The organism is Solwaraspora sp. WMMD791 (genome assembly GCF_029581195.1).
In the GTDB taxonomy this organism is placed as follows: domain Bacteria; phylum Actinomycetota; class Actinomycetes; order Mycobacteriales; family Micromonosporaceae; genus Micromonospora_E.
The window spans coordinates 6322371-6341276 of record NZ_CP120737.1; the positions used below are offsets into that span (position 1 = coordinate 6322371).

General features: G+C 70.4%; 22 protein-coding genes and 1 riboswitch. Of the genes, 7 read left to right on the top strand and 15 right to left on the bottom strand.

All coding sequences use genetic code 11. The annotated features are described in order from the left end of the window. Positions 1-2: 2 nt before the first annotated feature. On the bottom strand, positions 3-569 hold the full coding sequence (locus tag O7623_RS28510; RefSeq protein WP_282226021.1) for a hypothetical protein: 567 nt from the start codon (positions 567-569) through the stop codon (positions 3-5). Between the two features lie 116 nt (positions 570-685). On the opposite strand from O7623_RS28510, the gene O7623_RS28515 reads away from it, so the two are divergent. Continuing rightward, positions 686-2089 (top strand): MFS transporter, encoded by a 1404-nt coding sequence (locus O7623_RS28515; protein ID WP_282226022.1) that lies wholly within the window; start codon positions 686-688, stop codon positions 2087-2089. On the opposite strand, the gene O7623_RS28520 is transcribed toward O7623_RS28515, so the two are convergent. From O7623_RS28520 to O7623_RS28565, 10 genes are all read right to left on the bottom strand, one after another. Further along, the gene (locus tag O7623_RS28520) at positions 2058-3740 is read right to left on the bottom strand and encodes an alpha-amylase family glycosyl hydrolase (protein ID WP_282226023.1); all 1683 of its coding nucleotides are present in this window, start codon (positions 3738-3740) and stop codon (positions 2058-2060) included. The genes O7623_RS28515 and O7623_RS28520 overlap by 32 nt on opposite strands. 63 nt (positions 3741-3803) lie before the next feature. Beyond that, positions 3804-4832, bottom strand: a complete 1029-nt coding sequence (locus tag O7623_RS28525) for a LacI family DNA-binding transcriptional regulator (protein ID WP_282226024.1) — start codon at positions 4830-4832, stop codon at positions 3804-3806. A gap of 51 nt (positions 4833-4883) precedes the next feature. After that, the gene (locus O7623_RS28530; protein ID WP_282226025.1) at positions 4884-5852 is read right to left on the bottom strand and encodes a carbohydrate ABC transporter permease; all 969 of its coding nucleotides are present in this window, start codon (positions 5850-5852) and stop codon (positions 4884-4886) included. A gap of 4 nt (positions 5853-5856) precedes the next feature. Further along, on the bottom strand, positions 5857-6915 hold the full coding sequence (locus tag O7623_RS28535) for a sugar ABC transporter permease (protein ID WP_282226026.1): 1059 nt from the start codon (positions 6913-6915) through the stop codon (positions 5857-5859). Positions 6916-7002: 87 nt separating this feature from the next. After that, positions 7003-8346 (bottom strand): ABC transporter substrate-binding protein, encoded by a 1344-nt coding sequence (locus O7623_RS28540; protein WP_282226027.1) that lies wholly within the window; start codon positions 8344-8346, stop codon positions 7003-7005. A gap of 233 nt (positions 8347-8579) precedes the next feature. After that, complete coding sequence (locus O7623_RS28545; RefSeq protein ID WP_282226028.1) at positions 8580-9056, bottom strand: TspO/MBR family protein; 477 nt, start codon at positions 9054-9056, stop codon at positions 8580-8582. A gap of 149 nt (positions 9057-9205) precedes the next feature. Then, the gene (locus O7623_RS28550) at positions 9206-9349 is read right to left on the bottom strand and encodes a GPGG-motif small membrane protein (RefSeq protein WP_199757467.1); all 144 of its coding nucleotides are present in this window, start codon (positions 9347-9349) and stop codon (positions 9206-9208) included. A 37-nt stretch (positions 9350-9386) separates the two neighbouring features. Continuing rightward, the gene (locus O7623_RS28555) at positions 9387-10130 is read right to left on the bottom strand and encodes a metallophosphoesterase (protein ID WP_282226029.1); all 744 of its coding nucleotides are present in this window, start codon (positions 10128-10130) and stop codon (positions 9387-9389) included. Next, on the bottom strand, positions 10127-10417 hold the full coding sequence (locus O7623_RS28560) for a hypothetical protein (protein WP_282226030.1): 291 nt from the start codon (positions 10415-10417) through the stop codon (positions 10127-10129). Before O7623_RS28560 ends, O7623_RS28555 begins: the two co-directional genes overlap by 4 nt. Further along, positions 10380-10988, bottom strand: a complete 609-nt coding sequence (locus O7623_RS28565) for a nucleotidyltransferase (RefSeq protein ID WP_282226031.1) — start codon at positions 10986-10988, stop codon at positions 10380-10382. Before O7623_RS28565 ends, O7623_RS28560 begins: the two co-directional genes overlap by 38 nt. 286 nt (positions 10989-11274) lie before the next feature. On the opposite strand from O7623_RS28565, the gene O7623_RS28570 reads away from it, so the two are divergent. Both O7623_RS28570 and O7623_RS28575 read left to right on the top strand, forming a co-directional pair. After that, positions 11275-11994: a thymidylate kinase gene (locus O7623_RS28570; protein WP_282229624.1), complete on the top strand. Its 720-nt coding sequence runs from the start codon at positions 11275-11277 to the stop codon at positions 11992-11994. Positions 11995-12373: 379 nt separating this feature from the next. Next, positions 12374-13369 carry a sigma-70 family RNA polymerase sigma factor gene (locus tag O7623_RS28575; protein WP_282229625.1) on the top strand — a complete coding sequence of 332 codons (996 nt, stop codon included), beginning with the start codon at positions 12374-12376 and terminating at the stop codon, positions 13367-13369. 144 nt (positions 13370-13513) lie between these two features. Here the strand turns inward: O7623_RS28575 and O7623_RS28580 are convergent, their stop codons facing one another. Then, positions 13514-14476 (bottom strand): NlpC/P60 family protein, encoded by a 963-nt coding sequence (locus O7623_RS28580; RefSeq protein ID WP_282226032.1) that lies wholly within the window; start codon positions 14474-14476, stop codon positions 13514-13516. 10 nt (positions 14477-14486) lie between these two features. Further along, a riboswitch (cyclic di-AMP (ydaO/yuaA leader) is annotated at positions 14487-14629 on the bottom strand. A 474-nt stretch (positions 14630-15103) separates the two neighbouring features. Between O7623_RS28580 and O7623_RS28585 the strand changes: the two genes are divergently transcribed. Next, a complete protein-coding gene (locus O7623_RS28585) occupies positions 15104-15751 on the top strand; it encodes a DUF6232 family protein (RefSeq protein ID WP_282226033.1) in 648 nt (215 codons plus the stop codon). Positions 15752-15832: 81 nt separating this feature from the next. On the opposite strand, the gene O7623_RS28590 is transcribed toward O7623_RS28585, so the two are convergent. Further along, positions 15833-16714 (bottom strand): DUF5753 domain-containing protein, encoded by an 882-nt coding sequence (locus O7623_RS28590; protein WP_282226034.1) that lies wholly within the window; start codon positions 16712-16714, stop codon positions 15833-15835. A 242-nt stretch (positions 16715-16956) separates the two neighbouring features. On the opposite strand from O7623_RS28590, the gene O7623_RS28595 reads away from it, so the two are divergent. Further along, entirely contained in the window at positions 16957-17163 is a 207-nt protein-coding gene (locus O7623_RS28595) for a DUF397 domain-containing protein (protein ID WP_282226035.1), read from the top strand. Positions 17164-17281: 118 nt separating this feature from the next. Here O7623_RS28595 and O7623_RS28600 read toward each other — a convergent pair whose 3' ends face one another. After that, complete coding sequence (locus tag O7623_RS28600) at positions 17282-17611, bottom strand: DUF3817 domain-containing protein (RefSeq protein WP_282226036.1); 330 nt, start codon at positions 17609-17611, stop codon at positions 17282-17284. A gap of 54 nt (positions 17612-17665) precedes the next feature. Continuing rightward, positions 17666-18115: a hypothetical protein gene (locus O7623_RS28605; RefSeq protein WP_282226037.1), complete on the bottom strand. Its 450-nt coding sequence runs from the start codon at positions 18113-18115 to the stop codon at positions 17666-17668. 171 nt (positions 18116-18286) lie between these two features. Here O7623_RS28605 and O7623_RS28610 point away from each other — a divergent pair, with 171 nt between their 5' ends. After that, on the top strand, positions 18287-18562 hold the full coding sequence (locus O7623_RS28610; RefSeq protein WP_282229626.1) for a DUF6158 family protein: 276 nt from the start codon (positions 18287-18289) through the stop codon (positions 18560-18562). Positions 18563-18565: 3 nt separating this feature from the next. Then, entirely contained in the window at positions 18566-18895 is a 330-nt protein-coding gene (locus O7623_RS28615) for a hypothetical protein (protein WP_282226038.1), read from the top strand. The last annotated feature ends 11 nt before the right edge of the window (positions 18896-18906 follow it).

Here is an 18906-nt window from a genome sequence, read left to right on the forward strand (position 1 = left end):
GGTTATGCGGCGTTCGTGCCGGTGACGACCAGTTCGGGGAAGGTCTCCTCCCAGAGCCGCCGCAGTTGGGGCGGCAGCCAGAGCGTGGGCCAGAGTTGCCGGAGCAAGTCGGCGTTGAGCCAGGTGTTCAGGTCGTCGACCGTGGCGGCCTCGGCGAGCACCACCTTGTACATGCTGGCGAGGCGAGCGGGCCGGCTCAGGTCGTACTCCGCGTTGCCGGACCAGTCCATATGCCGGGGAAGGGTGACCACGCCTGCGGTCGGGCCGGTCAGCATGGCGAGGGCGTCGGCCACGATGTAGGGCTTACGGTCTCCGTAGGGGCGGTAATCCGCCGGCGGCTGCGCTGCGGTCTTGCGTCGGCTGCGGTTTGACGCCTGCCGGACCTCCGGTCGCAGGGCCTGGCGGATCGTCTCCCGGCTGTATCCGGTGACCCGCTGCAGGTCCACCGGCCGCCAGCCGGCCGCGTGGAACGCCCGCAACTGCTCGTCTCGTGAGGTCAGCGCGGCCGCCCTGGTCGCCTCGTACGCGGCGATCACCGCCCGCAGATCGTCCTCGGTGTGCTGGCCCATGTGGCAAGCCTACCAGGCTTGGCCCAGCATGCTGGGCATTCTGCCTCTCCTGACGATGACCCGCACCCGCACCCGCACCGCAGGGCAGTCGGGCGCGCTGATTCATACTCGTCGGCATGACGCTGACCGGTGGGCGGGCGCACCGCATCTACAGCGTCGTCGTGTTCATCGTGCTCGCCTCGCTGGACAACGTGGCGATCGGCCTGGTCCCGCCCCTGTACGGCAGCATCGCCGACACGTACGCCGTACCGGAAGGGGCGATCGGCGCGGTCACCGCCGCGACGTTCCTGGTCAGCGCGATCGCCGCGGTCTGCTGGGCGTACGTCGGCGACCACGGCAACCGCAAACCGCTGCTGATGGCCGGTACGGTGATCTGGGGGCTCGGCGCTGCCGGTACCGCCCTCGCCGGCAGCTACCCGGTGTTCTTCGCCGCGCAGCTGGTCGCCGCCGTCGGCCTGGGCGCGGTCGCCTCGGTCGGCTTCTCCGTGGTCAGTGACCTGATCACTCCGGCCCGGCGCGGGCTGGTGATGAGCTTCTGGGGGCTGTCGCAGGGCGTCGGCACCCTCGCCGGCACCCTGCTCGGTGGGCTGCTCGGGCACGCCGACTGGCGGCGGCCGTTCCTGGTGCTCGCCGCCGCCGGGCTGGTCGCCACCCTCGCGTACCTGTTCACCGTCGATGTCCGGCGCGGGCAGAGCCAGCCGGAGCTGGCCGGCCGGTTCGCCGCCGGCGGCGAGTACGAGCACCGGATCAGCCGGGCCGACCTGCCGATGATCGCCCGACGGCGGACCAACGTCTGGCTGGTGGCGCAGGGGCTCACCGCGCAGGTGGCGTTCGGTTCGCTGGTGTGGCTGCCGGCGCTGTTCCGGGCCCGCGCCGAGGAGCAGGGCTACACCGCCGGTACGGCGATCGTCGTCGGCAGCGTCTTCGCCACGTTGTTCCAGCTCGGCGGGGCGTTGTCGATCGTCGGTGGGCTGGTCGGCGACCGGCTGCAGCGGCGTACCCCTCGGGGTCGGGCCCTGGTCGCGGCCGTCGGCATCCTCGCGGCGGTGCCGTTCTACCTGGTGTTGTTCTTCGTCCCGATGCGCATCGACGTGCCCGACGGCGCCGGCGCGGGCGCGGTGACCGCCGCCGTGCTGCGCGGGGTGTTCACCGAGCCGACGATCGGGTTGAGTTTCCTGACCGCCCTGCTCGCCCTGGCGTTGACGTCGGCGAACTCGCCGAACTGGTTCGCGTTGATCGCCGACGTCAACCCGCCGGAGCACCGGGGCACCGTCTACAGCCTCGGCAACCTGGTCAACGGGGTCGGTCGGGCGACCGGCAACGCGCTGCTGCCGGTCGCCCTGCGGGCCATCGGTGGTGCGGTGCCGCCGCCGATGAACTACGCGGTCGGGCTCGCCGTCTTCCAGCTGTTCTTCATCCCGACCGGGATCATGTACTGCCTGGCGTCGCGGACCGCCCCGCGCGACATCGACGACGTGCACACCCTGCTCAGCGAGCGGGCTGCCGAGCCCAGACGGTGACGTCGGTGGGCAGCTGACCGTCGTCGGTCAGCGGTCCGCTGGCGTGCAGCGGCTCGACCCCCGGCGGCAGCGGCACCGGCGCGTCGCCGAAGTTCGTCAGCACGGTCACCGCGCCAACTGCGAAGGCGAGCACGTCGTCGGGGGACTCCAGCCAGCGCAGCGGGCCGCGGCCGAGACCGTGGTGGTCGCGGCGCAGCCGCAGCGCGGTGCGGTACATCTCGAACGTCGAGCCGGGCACGTCGCGTTGCCGGTCGACGGCGTACTCGGCCCAGACCGGCGGCTGCGGCAACCAGCTGGCGTCGGTCGGGCCGAAGCCGTACGACGGGCTGTCGGCCTCCCACGGGATCGGCACCCGGCAGCCGTCGCGGCCACGTTCGGTGTGGCCGGTGCGTCGCCACGTCGGGTCCTGCCGTGCCTCGTCGGGCAGCGTGGTGTGCTCCGGCAGGCCCAGCTCCTCACCCTGGTAGAGGTAGGCCGAGCCGGGCAGGGCCAGCATCAGCAGGGTCGCGGCGCGGGCCCGGCGCAGCCCCAGCGCGGTGTCCGGCTGCGGGTCGCCGGCACCGATGCCGTTCGGCCGGGGGGTGCCGACCGGCAGCGCCAGCCGGGTCGCGTGCCGCAGCACGTCGTGGTTGGACAACACCCAGGTGGTGGGCGCGCCGACCGCGTCGGCGGCGGCCAACGACCGGTCGATCACCGTACGCTGCGCGGCGGCGCTCCACGCCGCCTCCAGGTATTCGAAGTTGAACGCCTGGTGCATCTCGTCGGGGCGGACGTAGGCGGCGAGCCGTTCGGCCGGCTGCACCCACGCCTCGGCGACCAGGATCTGCTGACCGGGGTGGGCGTCGAGAACGGCCCGCCACTGCCGGTAGATCTCGTGGACGCCGTCCTGGTCCCACATCGGCGGTCGGGCCTGCGCGACGTGGTCGCCGGTGGTGGTCTCCGCCGGGTAGTGCCAGTCAGCCAGGTCGGCCTGCTTGACCAGGCCGTGCGCGACGTCGACCCGGAACCCGTCGACGCCCCTGGCCAGCCAGAACCGCAGGATGTCGACGAACTCGTCGCGGACCTGCGGGTTGTCCCAGTTCAGGTCGGGCTGGCCGGCGTCGAACAGGTGCAGGTACCACTGGCCGGGGGTGCCGTCGGGGTCGGTGGTGCGGGTCCAGGCCGGGCCGCCGAAGACCGACCGCCAACTGTTCGGCGGCTCGTCGCCGCCCGGTCCCCGGCCGTCGCGGAAGACGTACCGGTCGCGGGCCGGGCTGCCCGGCGCGGCGGCGAGCGCCTCGACGAACCAGGCGTGCGCCGACGAGGTGTGGTTGGGCACCAGGTCGACGATGACCCGGATGCCTCGCTGGTGGGCCTGCGCGATCAGCTGGTCGGCGTCGGCGAGCCGACCGAAGATCGGGTCCACGTCGCGGTAGTCGGCGACGTCGTAGCCGGCGTCGGCCTGCGGCGACGGGTAGAACGGCGACAGCCAGACGGCGTCGACACCGAGGGAGACCAGGTGGTCCAGGCGGGCGATGACGCCGGGCAGGTCACCGATGCCGTCGCCGTCGGAGTCGGCGAACGAACGCGGGTAGATCTGGTAGATGACCGCGTCCCGCCACCATTCGGTGTCGGCACCCTCGTCGCGGGTACGGGTCAGTGGCGTGTTCACCGGTGTTACTCCTCAGCTCAGCTCGGTCTGACGGTCTTCGGGGCTGCCCACCCGGTCACCAGGTCACCCGGTTTCCCGGGGCGGCGCGGTCGATTCCCGCAGGACCAGCCGGGTGGGCAGGATCACGCTGGCGTCGGCCGGTTCCCGGGCGGCGGCGCCGGTGAGCGGCCCGAGCAGCGTACGGGCGGCCAGCCGGCCCTGCTCGGCGGCGGGTTGGGCGACGGTGGTCAACCCGACGACCCGGGCCACGTCGTGGTCGTCCACGCCGATGACGCTGACGTCGGCCGGCACCCGCAGACCGGCCTGGCGCAGGGCGGCGATCGCGCCGAGCGCCATCTCGTCGCAGGCGGCGAAGATCGCGGTCGGCAGCGGGTCGCGGCGCAGCAGTTCGGCGGTGGCCCGGCCGCCGCCGCCGAGGGTGAAGTCGCTCTCCACGTCCAGCGCCGGGTCCGGGGTCAGGCCGGCGGCTTGCAGCGCCTCCTGGTAGCCGCGGCGGCGGTCCAGGTGGGTGGTGAAGGCCAGCTCGTCGGTGGAGCTGCCGGAGATGTGCGCGATCCGGCGATGTCCGAGCCCGAGCAGGTGGTTGGTGGCGGTACGGGCGGCAGCCACGTCGTCGATGCGCACGCTCGGCCAACCCGGTACGCCGGTGCCGGAGCTGACCGTCACGCCCGGCATCTTCAGCGCGCTGATGGCGGCGAAGTCGGACCGGTGCAGCGGGGTGGCGACCAGCATCAACGCGTCGACCCGTTGGTGCAGGTTGGCGGTGTGCAGCATCCGTTGCCGGGCGTTCTCCCGGCCGCCGAGGTTGTACAGCAGCAGGTCGTAGCCGGCCTGCTGCAGGGTGTCCTCGGCGGCCTCGACGACGGTGCTGAAGAACCACCGGGTGATCCGGGGGACGACGACCGCGACCGCCCGGGTCTTGCCGCCGGCCAGCCGTGACGCGCTGGGCGAGGCGATGTATCCGAGCCGCGCGGCGGCGTCGAGGACCCGCAGCCGGGTCGCCTCGGTGACCGTCGGCAGGCCCCGCAGGGCCCGCGAGACGGTCGCCGTGGAGACCCCGGCGAGCCGGGCGACGTCGTCGATTCTGGTCATGGGATCAGCACCTCGCCCTCCGCGCGTCACGCGGCCGGCGTTGCCTCGTGGTCAGCCCTTGACGCTGCCGGCGAGCAGCCCTCGGACGAAGTACCGCTGCAGGGACAGGAACACGATCAACGGAACGATGATCGACACGAACGCGCCGGAGGTCAGCCGTTGCCATTCGTCGCCCCGGGTGCCGGCGAGTTCGGCCAGCCGTACCGTCAGCGGCGCGACCCGGCTCTCCCCACCGGCGAAGATCAACGCCACCAGCAGGTCGTTCCAGACCCAGAGGAACTGGAAGATGCCGAACGCGGCCAGCGCGGGCGTGATCAGCGGCAGCACGATGGTCCGGAAGATCTTCGGGTGGGTGGCCCCGTCGACCCGGGCCGCCTCCATCAGGTCCTTCGGCAGCTGCGAGACGAAGTTGTGCAGCAGGAAGATGCCCAGCGGCAGCGCGAAGCAGGTGTGCGCGAACCACACCTGGACGTAGCGCTCGTAGCTGTCCAGCCCCCACGCCGGGGTGATGGTGATGCCGGCGATCGTGGTGCCCTGGGAGAAGAACCGCAGCAGCGGCACCAGCGCCATCTGCAACGGCACGATCTGCAACGCGAAGATGCCGATGTAGATCAGATCCCGGCCGCGGAAGTTGATCCAGGCCAGGGCGTACGCCGCCAGCGCGGCGAAGGCCAGCGGGAACAGCACCGACGGGATGGTGATGACCAGCGAGTTGATGAAGTAGCTGGACAGTTGCCCGGACGACGAGGAGCGGCCGAACAGCACGTCCTGGTAGTTCTGCAGGGTCACCTGCGGGTCGCTGAAGAAGGTCCACCAGCCGGTGGTCCGGATCTCCTCCGCCGGCCGGAACGACGAGACGAACAGCCCGAACGTCGGGATGGTCCAGATCACCGCGATGACGATCGCGGCGATCGTCGCGAAGGGGGTGTTGAGCCGTTTACGGACCCGGCCGGTGCGGGTCCGGGGCTGCTCGTCCCCGCTGGTCGCCGGGGCGGCCACGGGGGGCGTGGTGGTGGTCATTGGTCTACACCTCCCGCTGCTTGCGCAGGTTACGGATCTGGTAGATGACGATCGGGATGACCAGGACGAACAGGAAGACCGCCAGCGCCGATCCGTAGCCGTTCTGGCCGTAGCGGAACGCCTGGTTGTACATCTCGTTGGCGATCACGCCGGTGTCGTAGTTGCCGTTGGTCATGGTCCGCACGATGTCGAAGACCTTCAGCGTGGCGATCGAGATGGTCACCACCACGACGATCAGCGCCGGTCGGATGCTCGGCATGGTGACCTGCCAGAACATCTGCCAGGCGTTCACCCCGTCGAGCCGGGCGGCCTCGATGATGTCACCCGGGATGGCCTTGATCGCGGCGGAGAGCACCACCATCGCGAAGCCGGCCTGGATCCAGATCATCACCACGATGAGCAGCAGGGTGTTGAGTGGGGCGTTGAGCTGCAGCCAGCGCTGCGGCTCGAAGCCGAAGAGCGTGACCACGTAGTTGAGCAGGCCGTACTGTTCCTGCTCGCCGCCCCGGTAGGCGTAGACGAACCGCCAGATGATGCTGGCGCCGACGAACGAGATCGCCATCGGCATGAAGACCAGCGACTTGGCGAGCGACTCGAACCGGGCCTTGTCCACCAGGACCGCGTAGATCAGACCGACCGTGGTGGCCACGGTCGGCACCAGGAACACCCAGATCAAGGTGTTGGTGAGCACCTGGACGATCTCGTCCTGGGAGAACATCCACTGGTAGTTGTCCAGGCCGACCCAGTTCTCGCTGCGTCCGTCCATGAACGACAGCACGGTGGTCCGCAGGGCCGGGATGACCAGCCCGATCCCCAGCAGAAGCAGGGCCGGGAGCAGGAAGAAGAGCCCGAACAGCCCTTCGCTGCCGCGCCGGGGTTGGCGCATCGGCACCGTGCCACCGGCGCCCGCCATGGCGAGCATCCGCTGCTCGCGGCGCCGGGCCAACCGGCTGGGCACCACGTCGAGCAACAGCAGCAGACCACCGACGATCACCGCGAAGGCGATCAGGCCGTACAGCAGCATCACCAGCTTCGGGAACTGCTCCTCGAAGTCGAAGTACATCCGCCCTCCCAACGGTGCGTCGACTGATCCCCCGTGACGGTGCGGCCGGCCCACCCCGGTACCCCGGGGTGGGCCGGCCGCGTGGTGTCAGCTGGTCGGCCAGGAGCCTTCGATGTAGTCGAGGGTCGTGGGGGTGTCCTGGCCGCTGAGCCAGTCCACCATGCCGCGCCAGAACGTACCGGCGCCGACCGCGGCCGGCATCAGGTCCGACCCGTCGAAGCGGAACGTGGTGTTCTCGTCCTGCAGGATCTCCACGGAGAGCCGGTCGATCGGGTTCTCCACGTTGGCGATGTCGAGCCCGCTGTTGGCCGACACCCAGTTGCCCAGCGACGCCCGGCTGTTGGCGTACTCCGGCGAGGCCAGGTAGGTCTGCACCGCCTGGACCTCCGGCCGGTCGGCGAACGCCACGGTGAACTCGCCACCGCCGAGGACGGGCTGGCCGGCGCTCGGGTCGTTGGTCGGGAAGTAGAAGGCGAAGACGTCGCCGTCCTCGGCCACCACGGTGCCCTCCGGCCACTGGTTGGCGTAGAAGCTGGCCTGGCGGTGCAGCGCGCACTCACCGTCGAGGATCGGGGTGCCCGCCTCCTGGAACGCGGTCGCGGTGATGCTGTCGACGCCACCGAAGCCGCCGTTGACGTACTCCTCGTTCTTGAGGATCGAGCCGGCCTGCTCGAACGCCTCGGCGACCCGCGGGTCGTTGAACGGGATCTCGTGGGTGGTCCACTGGTCGTAGACCTCCGGCGTCTGGGTCCGGAGCATGATGTCCTCGATCCAGTCGGTCGCCGGCCAGCCGGTGGCGTCACCGGACTCGACCCCGACGCACCACGGCTTGGTGCCGCTGGCGGCGATCTGGTCGCTGAGCGCGATCAGATCGTCCCAGCTTTCCGGCACGGTCCAGCCGTTGTCGGCGAACATGCTCGGCGAGTACCAGACGAAGGACTTGACGTTGGAGCCGAGCGGGGCACCGTAGAAGGTGCCGTCGACGGTGCCGTACGCCAGCCAGTCCTCGCTGTAGTTGGCTTCGGCCATCGCCTTGGTCTCGTCCGAGGCGGCCTGCAGCTGGCCGGCCTCGGCGAAGCGGCCGAGCAGACCCGGCTGCGGGATGAAGGCGATGTCCGGCGGGTTGCCGCCGTCGACCCGTACCTGCAGCTGGGCCTCGAACTCGCCGCTGCCCTCGTAGCGGATGTCGATGCCGGTGCAGTCGACGAACTCGCTCCAGGACTGCTCGAGCAGGTCCGCCTCGGCGTCGCGGATCGAGGCGTAGATCGTCACCTCACCCTCGTTGCCCTGGTAGTCACTGTATGGGGCGCATTCCTCGGAATCCGGGTCCGCGCTGCTGCCACCTTCGGAAACGCACGCCGTCGAGGCGAGTGCCAGGCCGAGTGCGCCAACGAGCGCGAAGGCCTGACGTGGTCTGGTGAAGACCGCCATGGGCGTCCTCTCCCTTCCTAGCCCGGCGGGCTCCGCGATCTGCTGCGGTCCGCCCGCCGGTCGTTTGCTGTCTGGGCGTCCTCACATGTAAGCGCTTGCAATGGAAGCGCGTCCAGTCCTGGGCAGCTACGAGCCAGTAACAATTCGGAAACCTTCGCCGGCGCCCGCGGAGTGACGCACGACACGCGGCAGCGCCCTGACTGATCCATCAGCCAGGGCGCGGAGCAGGTCGGTCAGCTGTTCAGCCGCCAGATCGCCAGGTTCAGGGCCGCCGCGAAGGTGACCCAGGCCCAGTACGGCAGCAGCAACGTCGCCGCCAGCCGGGACACCCGCCAGAAGGACAGCACCGTCGCGCCGATGGCCAGCCAGAGCAGCACGATCTCGGCGAACGCCAGGCCGTACTGGCCGGCGCCGAAGAACAACGGGGTCCACGCGGCGTTGAGCACCAGCTGCGCCACCCACAGGCCGACCGCAGGGCCGATGCCGACCCGCCGCCAGACCAGGAAACCGGCCACGGCGATCAGTACGTACAACACGGTCCAGACCGGGCTGAACAGCCAGGAAGGCGGGGCCCAGGAGGGTTGCGCGAGGTCGGCGTACCGGCTGCCGGCGTCGCTGGCGGCCAGGGCACCGAACGCGGCGGCCACGGCGACGGCGACAGCGAAACCGGCCAGCCCCCACCAGGGTCGGCGAACCGCAGAGTCAGGCACAGCTACTCCAAAGGCGCAGGCGGGTACGACGATGCGAAGGTGCCGGGGCCACCGTCGCCGGTCCTGTCAGGGAGGATCGGACCAGCTCCGGTGGCCCCGGCGGATACGGGGGGTCGGGTGAATACGGGGGTGTGGTGGACCAGGGCACGTCAAGCGAACAGGCTGACGCCGCCCGGTCCGACCAGCAGCCCGACGACGATCAGGACGATGCCCCAGAGCAGTTGCCGGCGGAACAGCGCGAGAACGCCGGCGACGACCAGTACGACTGCGAGAATCCAGAGAAGTAGCTCCATGGTTGCTGAGTACCCTTGCGTCTGGCTCGGGAAACCTTCAGCGGTCCGACCGGTTAGCGACCGGCACCGCCGGGTGCAGCACGAACACGCTGTATGCCTGCTTGATGACCGGGTGGGCGACATTGCGGACCCGTACTCCGCCCGGGGTGGTGCCGCGTTCGCTGCCGAAGTGGGCGTGCCCGTGCACCGCGAGGTCGGTCGGCACCGCGTCGATCGCCTCCGCCAGTAGGTACGAGCCGAGAAACGGGTAGATCTCCAACGGCTCGCCGGCGAGGGTCTCCGGCACCGGCGCGTAGTGCGTCAGCGCCACCCGTACGTCACAGTCCAGCTCCGCCAGCGCCGACCGCAACCGGTCTGCGGACTCCGCGGTGGTGGAGACGAAGGCTTTCATCTCCGGTTCGCCGAACCGGCTGGCGCAGCGGCCGGCGAAGCCGCCGCCGAAGCCTTTGACCCCGGCCACGCCGAGTCGGCCACCGGGACGGTCCAGGACGACCCCGTCACCCTCCAGTACGGTGATCCCGGCGTCGGTGAGCACCTTCACCAGTTGTGGAACCTCGTCACAGTGGTGGTCGTGGTTGCCGAGCACCGCGACGACCGGCACCGCGAGGTTTCCGAACTCCTGCGCCACGCAGCGCGCCTCCGACTCGGTGCCGTGCCGGGTCAGATCCCCGGCGAGCAGCAGTACGTCGGCCTGGTCGGGCAGTTGTGCCAGGGCCGGTCGGAACCGGCCGACGACGTCGGTGTCCATGTGCACGTCACCCACTGCGGCGATCCGGATCATGACAGCTCCTCCGCCTCGCTCGGGGCAGAGGTCCGGGTCACCGCGATGTCGGTGGTCAGCGCCACGCCGGGGAAGCGTTGCGCCACCAGCCGGACGATCTCGTCCCGACGATGCCCGCTCTCGACCTCGCCGCGCAGCACCAACGTGTGGTCGCGGCGGGTGACCGTCACGCCCTGCTCGGCGATCCCGGTGTGCTCGCTGAGCAGCCGCTGGACCGCCGACTCGGTGTACTCGTCGAGCCGCTGTGGCTCAGGCCGGTCTGCCGCCTGCCCGTCTGTCCTGGTCATCGCCCACCTCCTGCTGGTTGTCCGGCACCACGGCCAGCCGGTCCAGCAGCACCAGGAAGGACTCGGCGTACGGCGAGTGCGCGGTTTCCTTACGTACCCGTTCCCAGTCGATCTGCTCCCGCAACGAGCGGGCCAACGGCAGCGCCCGGGTGAAATCGCAGTAGTGCTGCGAGAAACTGAGCAGTTTGTGCACCATCAGCATGGTGGCGGACAGGACCGGCAGATGGATCGCGTCGACCGGCCGGACCACGCTCTCGGCGAAGGTCGCGTCGGTGACCGGAGTCTCGATCGGCCGGTGGATGAGGTCCACCATCCGGCCGCCGTCGAAGACCTTGACCAGCCAGTCCTCCGGCGGCCGTTCGGCGGTGAACCCGGCGGCGACCAGGGCGGCCAGCGCCGCCTCCACGTCTGACTCCCGGATCAGGAAGTCCACGTCGTGGTCGCTGGAGTGTCCGCCGTGCGCATAGACGGCGAAGCTGCCACCCAGGACGAAGGGAACCTCCGACTGCTTCAGTACGGCCGCCACCCGCTTGAGGGTGTGCAGCAGACCGTCGTCTCCCTGTTGAGCCATCTGTCTCTCCGATGGGTGGTGGTGGTGACGGGTTCCACCGGTACCCGGGCCGTGACGGCTTCACACCTTCGCGTCGGCGACGGGGGTGCGGAGACTCGCTACCGTTGGAAAGGTGCTCGTCACTGAGACTCCGGCGCATCCGTCCCCGTCCACCAGCAGTTCCCCACCACCGTCGCTGACCCCACCACCACCCGTACGGCCGGACCGGACCCCACCGGGACCCGCAGGAGAGTCCACACCGGATCATGCTGTGTCGCTGGACAGCGCACCGCCGGTCTGCGCGCCGCTGGTCGGGCTTCCGACGGGGCGGATCCGCCGGATCGCCCTGGTGGGAATCGACGGCGTCGGCAAGACCACCCAGGCGCGGCTGCTCGCCGACGCGCTCACCGCCGCCGGCCTGCCCGCCCACTATCGGCGCAACGCCGGCGGTCGCCGGTGGCTGGACCGGCTGGCGGTGCGACTGGGCCGGCCGGACGCCCGGCGGCTGGTCGGACGCAACGGGCTGATGTTCTGTGAAGCGTTGCTGCGGTGGCTGGCGATCGCCCGGTCGGTCCTGCGCTCGTCCGGCGGCGTCGCCGTGATGGACCGGTACGCCGTCTGCCAGTACGTCAGCATCCGCCGCCACGGCGCCGCCGCCTCCTGGGAGCGGCTGGCCCGGCTGGCGTACCGGATCTTTCCCCGGCCGGATCTGACCTTCCTGCTCTGGCTGCCGCCGGCCGAGGCCCGGCGGCGGATCGAGGCGCGGGGCACCGACAGCGAGTCGCTGGAGCATCTGGTGCGCAGCGCGGCCGCCTACCGGTCGCTGCCCGAGTCCGCCGACTTCGTGGTGATCGACGCGCGGGGCAGCGCGGCTCAGGTCGCCGCACGGCTGCGTCAGCACCTGGTCGACCGGCTGCCGGCCGACCCGGGCGGTGTTTGCCGTACCACCCAGCGGGGCACAGTGCGGGCAGGTCGGCGGTGGCGGGGGTGGACCGTGGCGTTGCCGGGCGGTCGACTCGGGCGGTGATGAACCGCACACCCTGCTCAGCCCGTACATCCGGGCGTGGGGCGTGACGGTCTGGCAGTGACGAGAATCGCAGGGGACACGGTGACGGGAATGCCGGCGCCGCCTCCGGCGTCATGCTCTCGTGCAGGCCCGCGAAAGGCTGCGGACCTCCGGGAAACGCACCATGGGCAGACCCGTCGCGACGGCGCGACCGAGGTGCCTGGCAGGAAACGTCAATCCTGCTCACAGCAATTACTCAGGCAATCGTGTCAGCTTCGACTCACGAGACGGAATCCCTGACGCGTCTTATCTGTTGTGCAGGTGTCGGCACCGTTCGGCGGGACCCGCACATCCGGGTACGCCGCTCGGTGGCGACGTGACGGGGGAGAGGCTGATGGAGATGCGCATCGCAGGTGACAGGGCAAGTGGGGTTAACGAGGGGACCGTGAGCAACGTGGAGAAGACGATGGCTTTGCGGACCGACGAGGTAGCCGAGGAACGGGACCTCGTTGGCGTCTACCTGCATGAGATCTCCCGTACGCCGCTGCTCGACGCGGCCCGGGAAGTCGAGCTGTCCAAGGCGATCGAGGCCGGGCTGTACGCCGAGCACCTGCTCGAGGAGGGCACCCCGCGGGCCGGGGTCAGCCGCGAGGAGCTGGAGCGGCTGGTCATCGAGGGTGAACGGGCCAAGGACCTGTTCATCCGGGCCAACCTGCGGCTGGTGGTGTCGATCGCCCGCCGCTACGTCCGGTCCGGGATGCCGATGCTGGATCTGATCCAGGAGGGCAACACCGGTCTGGTCCGGGCGGTCGAGAAGTTCGACTACGAGCGCGGCTTCAAGTTCTCCACCTACGCCACCTGGTGGATCCGGCAGGCGATCAGCCGGGCCATCGCCCAGCAGGAGCGGACCGTCCGGCTGCCGGTGCACCTCGTCGAGGACGTCAACCGGATGCGCAACGTCGCCCGCCAACTCACCCGGGAGCTCGGCTCGGATCCGGAGCCCGAGCAGATCGCGGCATCGCTCGGGGTGCCGGTCGAGCGGGTGCACGAGCTGGTCCGCTGGTCGCAGGACACCGTCTCGCTGGACACCCCGGTCGGCGACGACGGCGACACCAACCTCGGTGACCTGGTGGCCGACAGCGACGCACCGTCGCCGGAGGACATCGTGCTGACCGGGCTGGAGCGCCAGCGCATCGAGGGCCTGCTGAACCACCTCGACGACCGGTCCGCCGGCATCATGCGGGCCCGCTACGGGCTGGAGGACGGCCGGGAGCACTCGCTCACCGAGGTCGCCTCGCGGTTCTCGCTGTCCCGCGAACGCATCCGCCAGCTGGAGATCCAGGCCCTCGGCCGGCTGCGTGAGCTGGCCCGGGCCGAAGGGTTGCAGGCGGCGTGAGCCCGGACGGGCCTGATCACCCCGGCTGAGGCCACCTGCACCTCTGGCCGGTGCCAGTGCCCGTGACACCGACGACGGCCCCCGGCACGACGACGGCCCGGCATCCGGTTCCGGATGCCGGGCCGTCGTGTCGGTGCCGGTCGGTCAGCGCACCCGGCCGTACCCGTACGGTGCCATCATGTCCACGCTGGCCAGTTCGACGGTACGGCCGAACGTCGGTGCGTGGATGACCTTGCCGTCGCCGACGTACAGGCCGACGTGGGCGAGGTTGTTGTAGAACACCAGGTCGCCCGGGGCCAGGTCACCGCGGTTGATCTTCGCGACCCGGTCCCACTGCATGGCGGCGTTGTGCGGCAGGCTCTTGCCGGCGGCCCGCCAGGCCGCCAGGGTCAGGCCGGAGCAGTCGTAGCCGTTCGGCCCGCTGGACGCCCACACGTACGGCTTGCCGATGGCGCCGTACGCGAACTCGACCGCGACGCCGGCGGCACCGGCGACCGACGGGATCTCGCCGGAGTACGACGAGCCGGACTCGGTTGCCGCACCGTAGGCCTCCTCCCGCTTGTCCATCAGCTTGTCGATGTCGGCTTCGATGGACTTCTTACGGTCGGCGAGCTCTTTGACCTGGGCTTCCTGCTTGGCGAGCGCTGCCTGCAGCTTCTCCTGCTCGGCCAGGTACGTCACCTGGGTACTGGTGAAGTTGCTGAGCCGCTGCTGACGGTCCCGCGCGAGGTGGTCGAGGGTGCCCAGCCGGTCCAGGAAGCCGTCCGACGAGCCGCTGTCGAGCAGTGCGCTGGCGGTGCTCAGCCCGCCCGACTTGTAGGCGGTCACCGCGATCTGTCCGACCTCGATCTCCGCCCGGGCCAGCTCGTCCTGCAGCGGGCCGAGCTTGGTGTCGAGCTCCTCGACCGCCGCCCGGGTGGCCTTGGACTCCTCGGTGAGCCGGTTGTACGACTCGACGACCTTGGCCAGTTCCTCGGATTCCTTGTTGATCTGCTGCGTGAGTTCGCTGACCGAGGGCTGGGCGGAGACGGCGACGGCCGGAACCACCAGCCCGGCGGTCACGCTGGCCAGCACGAGGGTACGCAGCAGAATCCGCGCTGTTGACAAGAACGCAGAACCCTTCTTCCCACGCCGCCTACCGGGTTAGCTGACGGATTCGGGCGGGAAGGTGTCGCCCTACCGCGTGCGGGCACGCGGATTCACCCCAGACTTGCTCGGTGGGTCCCCGGGTCACCACCACGCGATCACCGCACAACTACTTTCAGTGATTGCTGGATGGCGATTCGGCGGCACCGGGCCGGCGTCACCGGGGTCGGTGACTGGTTACCGGACCAGCGGATCTAACCTAGCCGCAACGGTTGCTCGCGGAAAGCCTCACTCGTCGTGATCCGTGGCATCGGCAATGGTGAAGTGGTGCCAGTAGTCACTGTACGTAGCGTGTGGTGGCGCTGTGTCATTCAATGGTGGGGCGAGTGGGTTCGCGCGGTGGTCACGCGGTGACCTGGCGCGAGGTTTCGATCGACTGGGTGAAATGCTCCATAAGTCGCTCTACGCTGTTGCTGGTGGGCATCCACTAGGGTAAATAAGAACAAAAGTGTCGTATCGGAGTCCAGGAAGCGTCCTGCCGTACGTCAATCAGCTAGGTGGCAGAATGCGTATCTTCCATCGAGTAGCTCGCCGTTTGCACAATGGACGCGCAAGGTCAGTGCCGTACCCGACCTTCGGAGGCAGCCGATGCGTGCCACCCGCCGGACCCCGCCACTACGCGGATCCCCGACCGTTCGCCGGGTCGCCCGGCCGGGCGACCGCAGCAGCACCACGACACCGTTGATCCCCAGGACATCCAGCAGCCGGCCCCCCGCCCGTGGCGCGGCGCCCGGCGCCAGCAGCCCGGTGACCCGACCCGCCGCCGCCGGGCCGACCTTCTACCGCCAGCCCGGCATCTGCGTCACCGCCGACTGGTTCGTCGTCGCCGGGCGTCGGTTCGCGATCCGGGACCTCACCGAACTACGCACCGCCCGTGGCGCCCGGGACCGGTTGACCGGGCGGATGGTGGCGGTGACCGTCGTCATCCTCTCGGCGATCGCGGTGACCATCGGCTTCACCCAGGGGCTCGCCGAGGTCAGCGCCGCAGCCTATTTCGCGATGCTGGTGGCGGCGTTCGTCCCGGTCGGTCTCGGCTGGCTCGGCGACAAGATGCGGCCACGGTCCTTCGAGCTCTGGGGCCGACACGAGGGCCTGCTGGTCCTGCTGTTCAGCACCGACGAGGAACGCCAGTACGGGCAGGTGAGCCGGGCGTTGATGCGGGCCCGGGAGATGTCACGGCTGGCCGGCCTGTCCGAGCCGGTGACGATCGAGCCCTGGGTGCCCGACCAGCGGTGAGCCGGCCGGCGGCCCCACCGCCGGTCCGCCCGTCGCCGGCCGCCCACCCGGGCACCGGCGCAGCGGGCTGGTCGCCGCCGATCAGCCCGCAGTGTCCTCGTCCAACTGCCGGGCGAGGTCGAGCAGCATCGCCACCGACTCGTCGGCCGGCAGCGACTCCGCGCGGAGCCGATCGAAGACATGCTGGTACGACCGGACCTCGCCGGCCCGGTCGATGACCTCTTCGACCAGCGCGCTCTCCACGTAGACCACGTCGGCGTCGGCCTGATCGGCGAAGTGCAGGATGACGAACGGGCCGAGGACCGTGTTGCTGCCCGCGGCGAAAGGCAGCACCCGGACCGAGACGTGCGGGGCCGCGCACATCTTCGCCACGTGTCGCAGTTGCTCGCGCAGAATACGTCGACCGCCGGTCACCCGACGGAGCGCGGCCTCGTCGAGGATCACCTCGATGCGGGGCGGGTCGGCGCCATCGAGCACCGCGTGCTGACGGGCCATCCGGATCTGGACCCGACCCTCGATCTCCTCGGCCGGTACGTGGTGCGGGCCGTCGGCGGGGATCACCGCCCGGGCGTACTCCTCGGTCTGCAGCAGGCCGGGAAAGCTGATCGGCTGGAAGTACTGCAGCGCCGAGGCCTCCGCCTCCAGCCCGATGTAGGCCGCGTAGGCCGCCGGCACCCGATCCTTGTATCCGCTCCACCAGGCCCGCCGCCGGGCTGCCCGGGCCAACTCGACCAGTTCCTGGACCTGCTGCTGGTCGCGGACCCCGTAGAGGTCGAGCAGGGCCTTGACGTCGTTGGTCGAGATGCTGACCGAGCCGGACTCGATCCGGATGAGCTTGGACAGCGACCAGTCCATCTGGGTGACGACGTACTCCTGGGTCAGCTCGGCCGCCTCGCGTGCCCGGCGCAGCGCCGCGCGGAGTCGGCGGCGCCCGATGGTCGGACCCTGGTGTCGGGCTGGCATGGAACGCTCCGGGGAGTGCCTAGCAGAATGCCACCTGGCTGGTTGCCATCTCTTGACGCTACACCGGCGCCGTCCGGTCTGCTATGGACGGCTGGCCCTTGCCGACTGGTGAACGACGTTCCGGACTTCGGGCGGCCCGGTCGCCCCCGGTGGAAGCAAGATCCACGGCTGATACAGTCCGCGCGAATTGCCTGAGGTCTTAGAAGGCAAATGCCCCAAAATATCCGTATAGAGGAGTCTGGGTGACTGTGATCAGCACTGCCGGTCCTGCCTGGCGCAAGAGCCGCCGCTGCGAGGCGACGACCTGTGTCGAGGTGGCGACGTTCGGCCCGGCGGTCGGGGTCCGTAACTCCACCGACCCCGACGTGCACCTGCGATTCTCGGCGTCGGCGTGGACGGCCTTCGTGGCCGGCCTCGACCAGGGCCGGGCCGGTCGTACGGCCGGATGATCACCCGGTGTCGGGCCGGCGCTCGCGTCGCGTCGCCCGGCCCGGCACCGCACCCTCGGACCCCGCGCTGGACGGCTCCGGTGGCACCCGCTCCCCGGGGCCACGACCCGGGCGGCGCTCAGCCCGTCGTCGCGGTCTGCGGCTCGGCCTTGATCGCCTGCTGCGCCCAGCGGGTCACCACCCGCTCCGCCCAGAACGACACGAACGGCACCGTACCGGCGAGCATGATCGCCACGATCCGCCCGAGTGACCAGTTCGCCCGCCGGGCCAGGTCGAAGGCGGCCACCAGGTACACCATGTAGAGGAAGCCGTGCGCCGGGCCAATCGTCTCCACGACGATGGCGTCGTGGAACAGGTACTTCATCGGCATCCCGACGACCATCAGCAGGATCAGCACCACACCGACCACGTACGCGATCAGTCGGTAGCGGATGAGTGCGCCAGACACTGTCGGTCCTTTCTCACCGGGCTGGCGCCCGGTCGTCACCTGTCGCCCCGACGGTCAGCCGGGATAGTCGCTGGCCCGGGCGTGCGGATTGGCGTTGAGCCAGGCCAGGTAGTCGTTGTAGGCGGCCAACTGCGGATCGTCCGGCTCCGTCACGGGGGTGCTGTGGGCCGACCGGATCCGTACCGGCCGCCTGATCGCCGGGGCCGGGGCCGGGGCCGCCAGGGCCGTGGGCGCTGAGGTGGGGGCCGCTGAGGTGGGGACCGACTCCGGATCCGGCCGGTCGGCCCCCGGGTCGGCCCGGCGCAGCACCTGCCGTACCTCGCGGGCCCAGATGAACACGACGAACGCCGCGAACACCGGCCACTCCACCGCGTACGCCCAGCTCAGAGTGTTGCCGGCGGCGGCCCGGCTGATCTGCCACCAGCCCAGCGCGAGGAAACCCGCCACCACGACCAGCATCGCGAGGTGGCGCAGGATCCACGCAGGGGTCCAGAGCTGCCGCATGTCCGAAAGGGTACCGGCCGGGTTTGCCCGCCGGTCTGCGGGGAATTCCCGGACGATGACGCCTCATCGACTCCCCGGAGGCCGGAGATGACCGGATCAGCGCGCTACGGCGACTACTCGCCGGCATCAGCCGGCACCCCGTTCCCACCCCGCACGGGCCACCCACCGGAGATGCCCGGCTGGGACGGCGACCAGGCCGACGACGGCCGGCTCGGCGTCGACGCCGAGTCGGAGGTCGATCCCGGCATCGACGCGGTCGAACTGACCGACGACGACCTGATCCGGGAGATGGGCAGCCTGCACCGCACCCGGCTCGACACGTTGCGGCACGGCACCGACGCGGCGCTGGCGAACCACCTGCGGCGGACCGCCGACCTGGAGACCGAGTACCTCACCCGCAACCCGGGGCGGGAGATCGATCCGGCCCGGCTACGTGACGGGCGGTGAGCCGTGCCGGCGTACGCCGAACGGGGCGTCTCCGCTCCCCCCGAGGTGGCCTACGGCACCGCGACCGACCCGGACCGCCGTACCGCCTGGCTGCCCGAACTGCTGAAACAGGCCAGCGCTCAACCGGCCGGCGACGGCCGGCTACAGGCCCGCTGGACCGCCCCGGATGCGCCGTGGTCTGCGGTACTGCGGGTCTACCCGGTGCGGGCCGGCGGGGCGATGCTGCGGCTGGAGCTGGACGCCGAGCTGCCCCACGAGGACCTCATCCGGATCGCCGACGAGACGTTGACGGGGCTGGCCCGTGCCGTCACCGACAACCTCAACGCGGGCTGATGCGGATCACC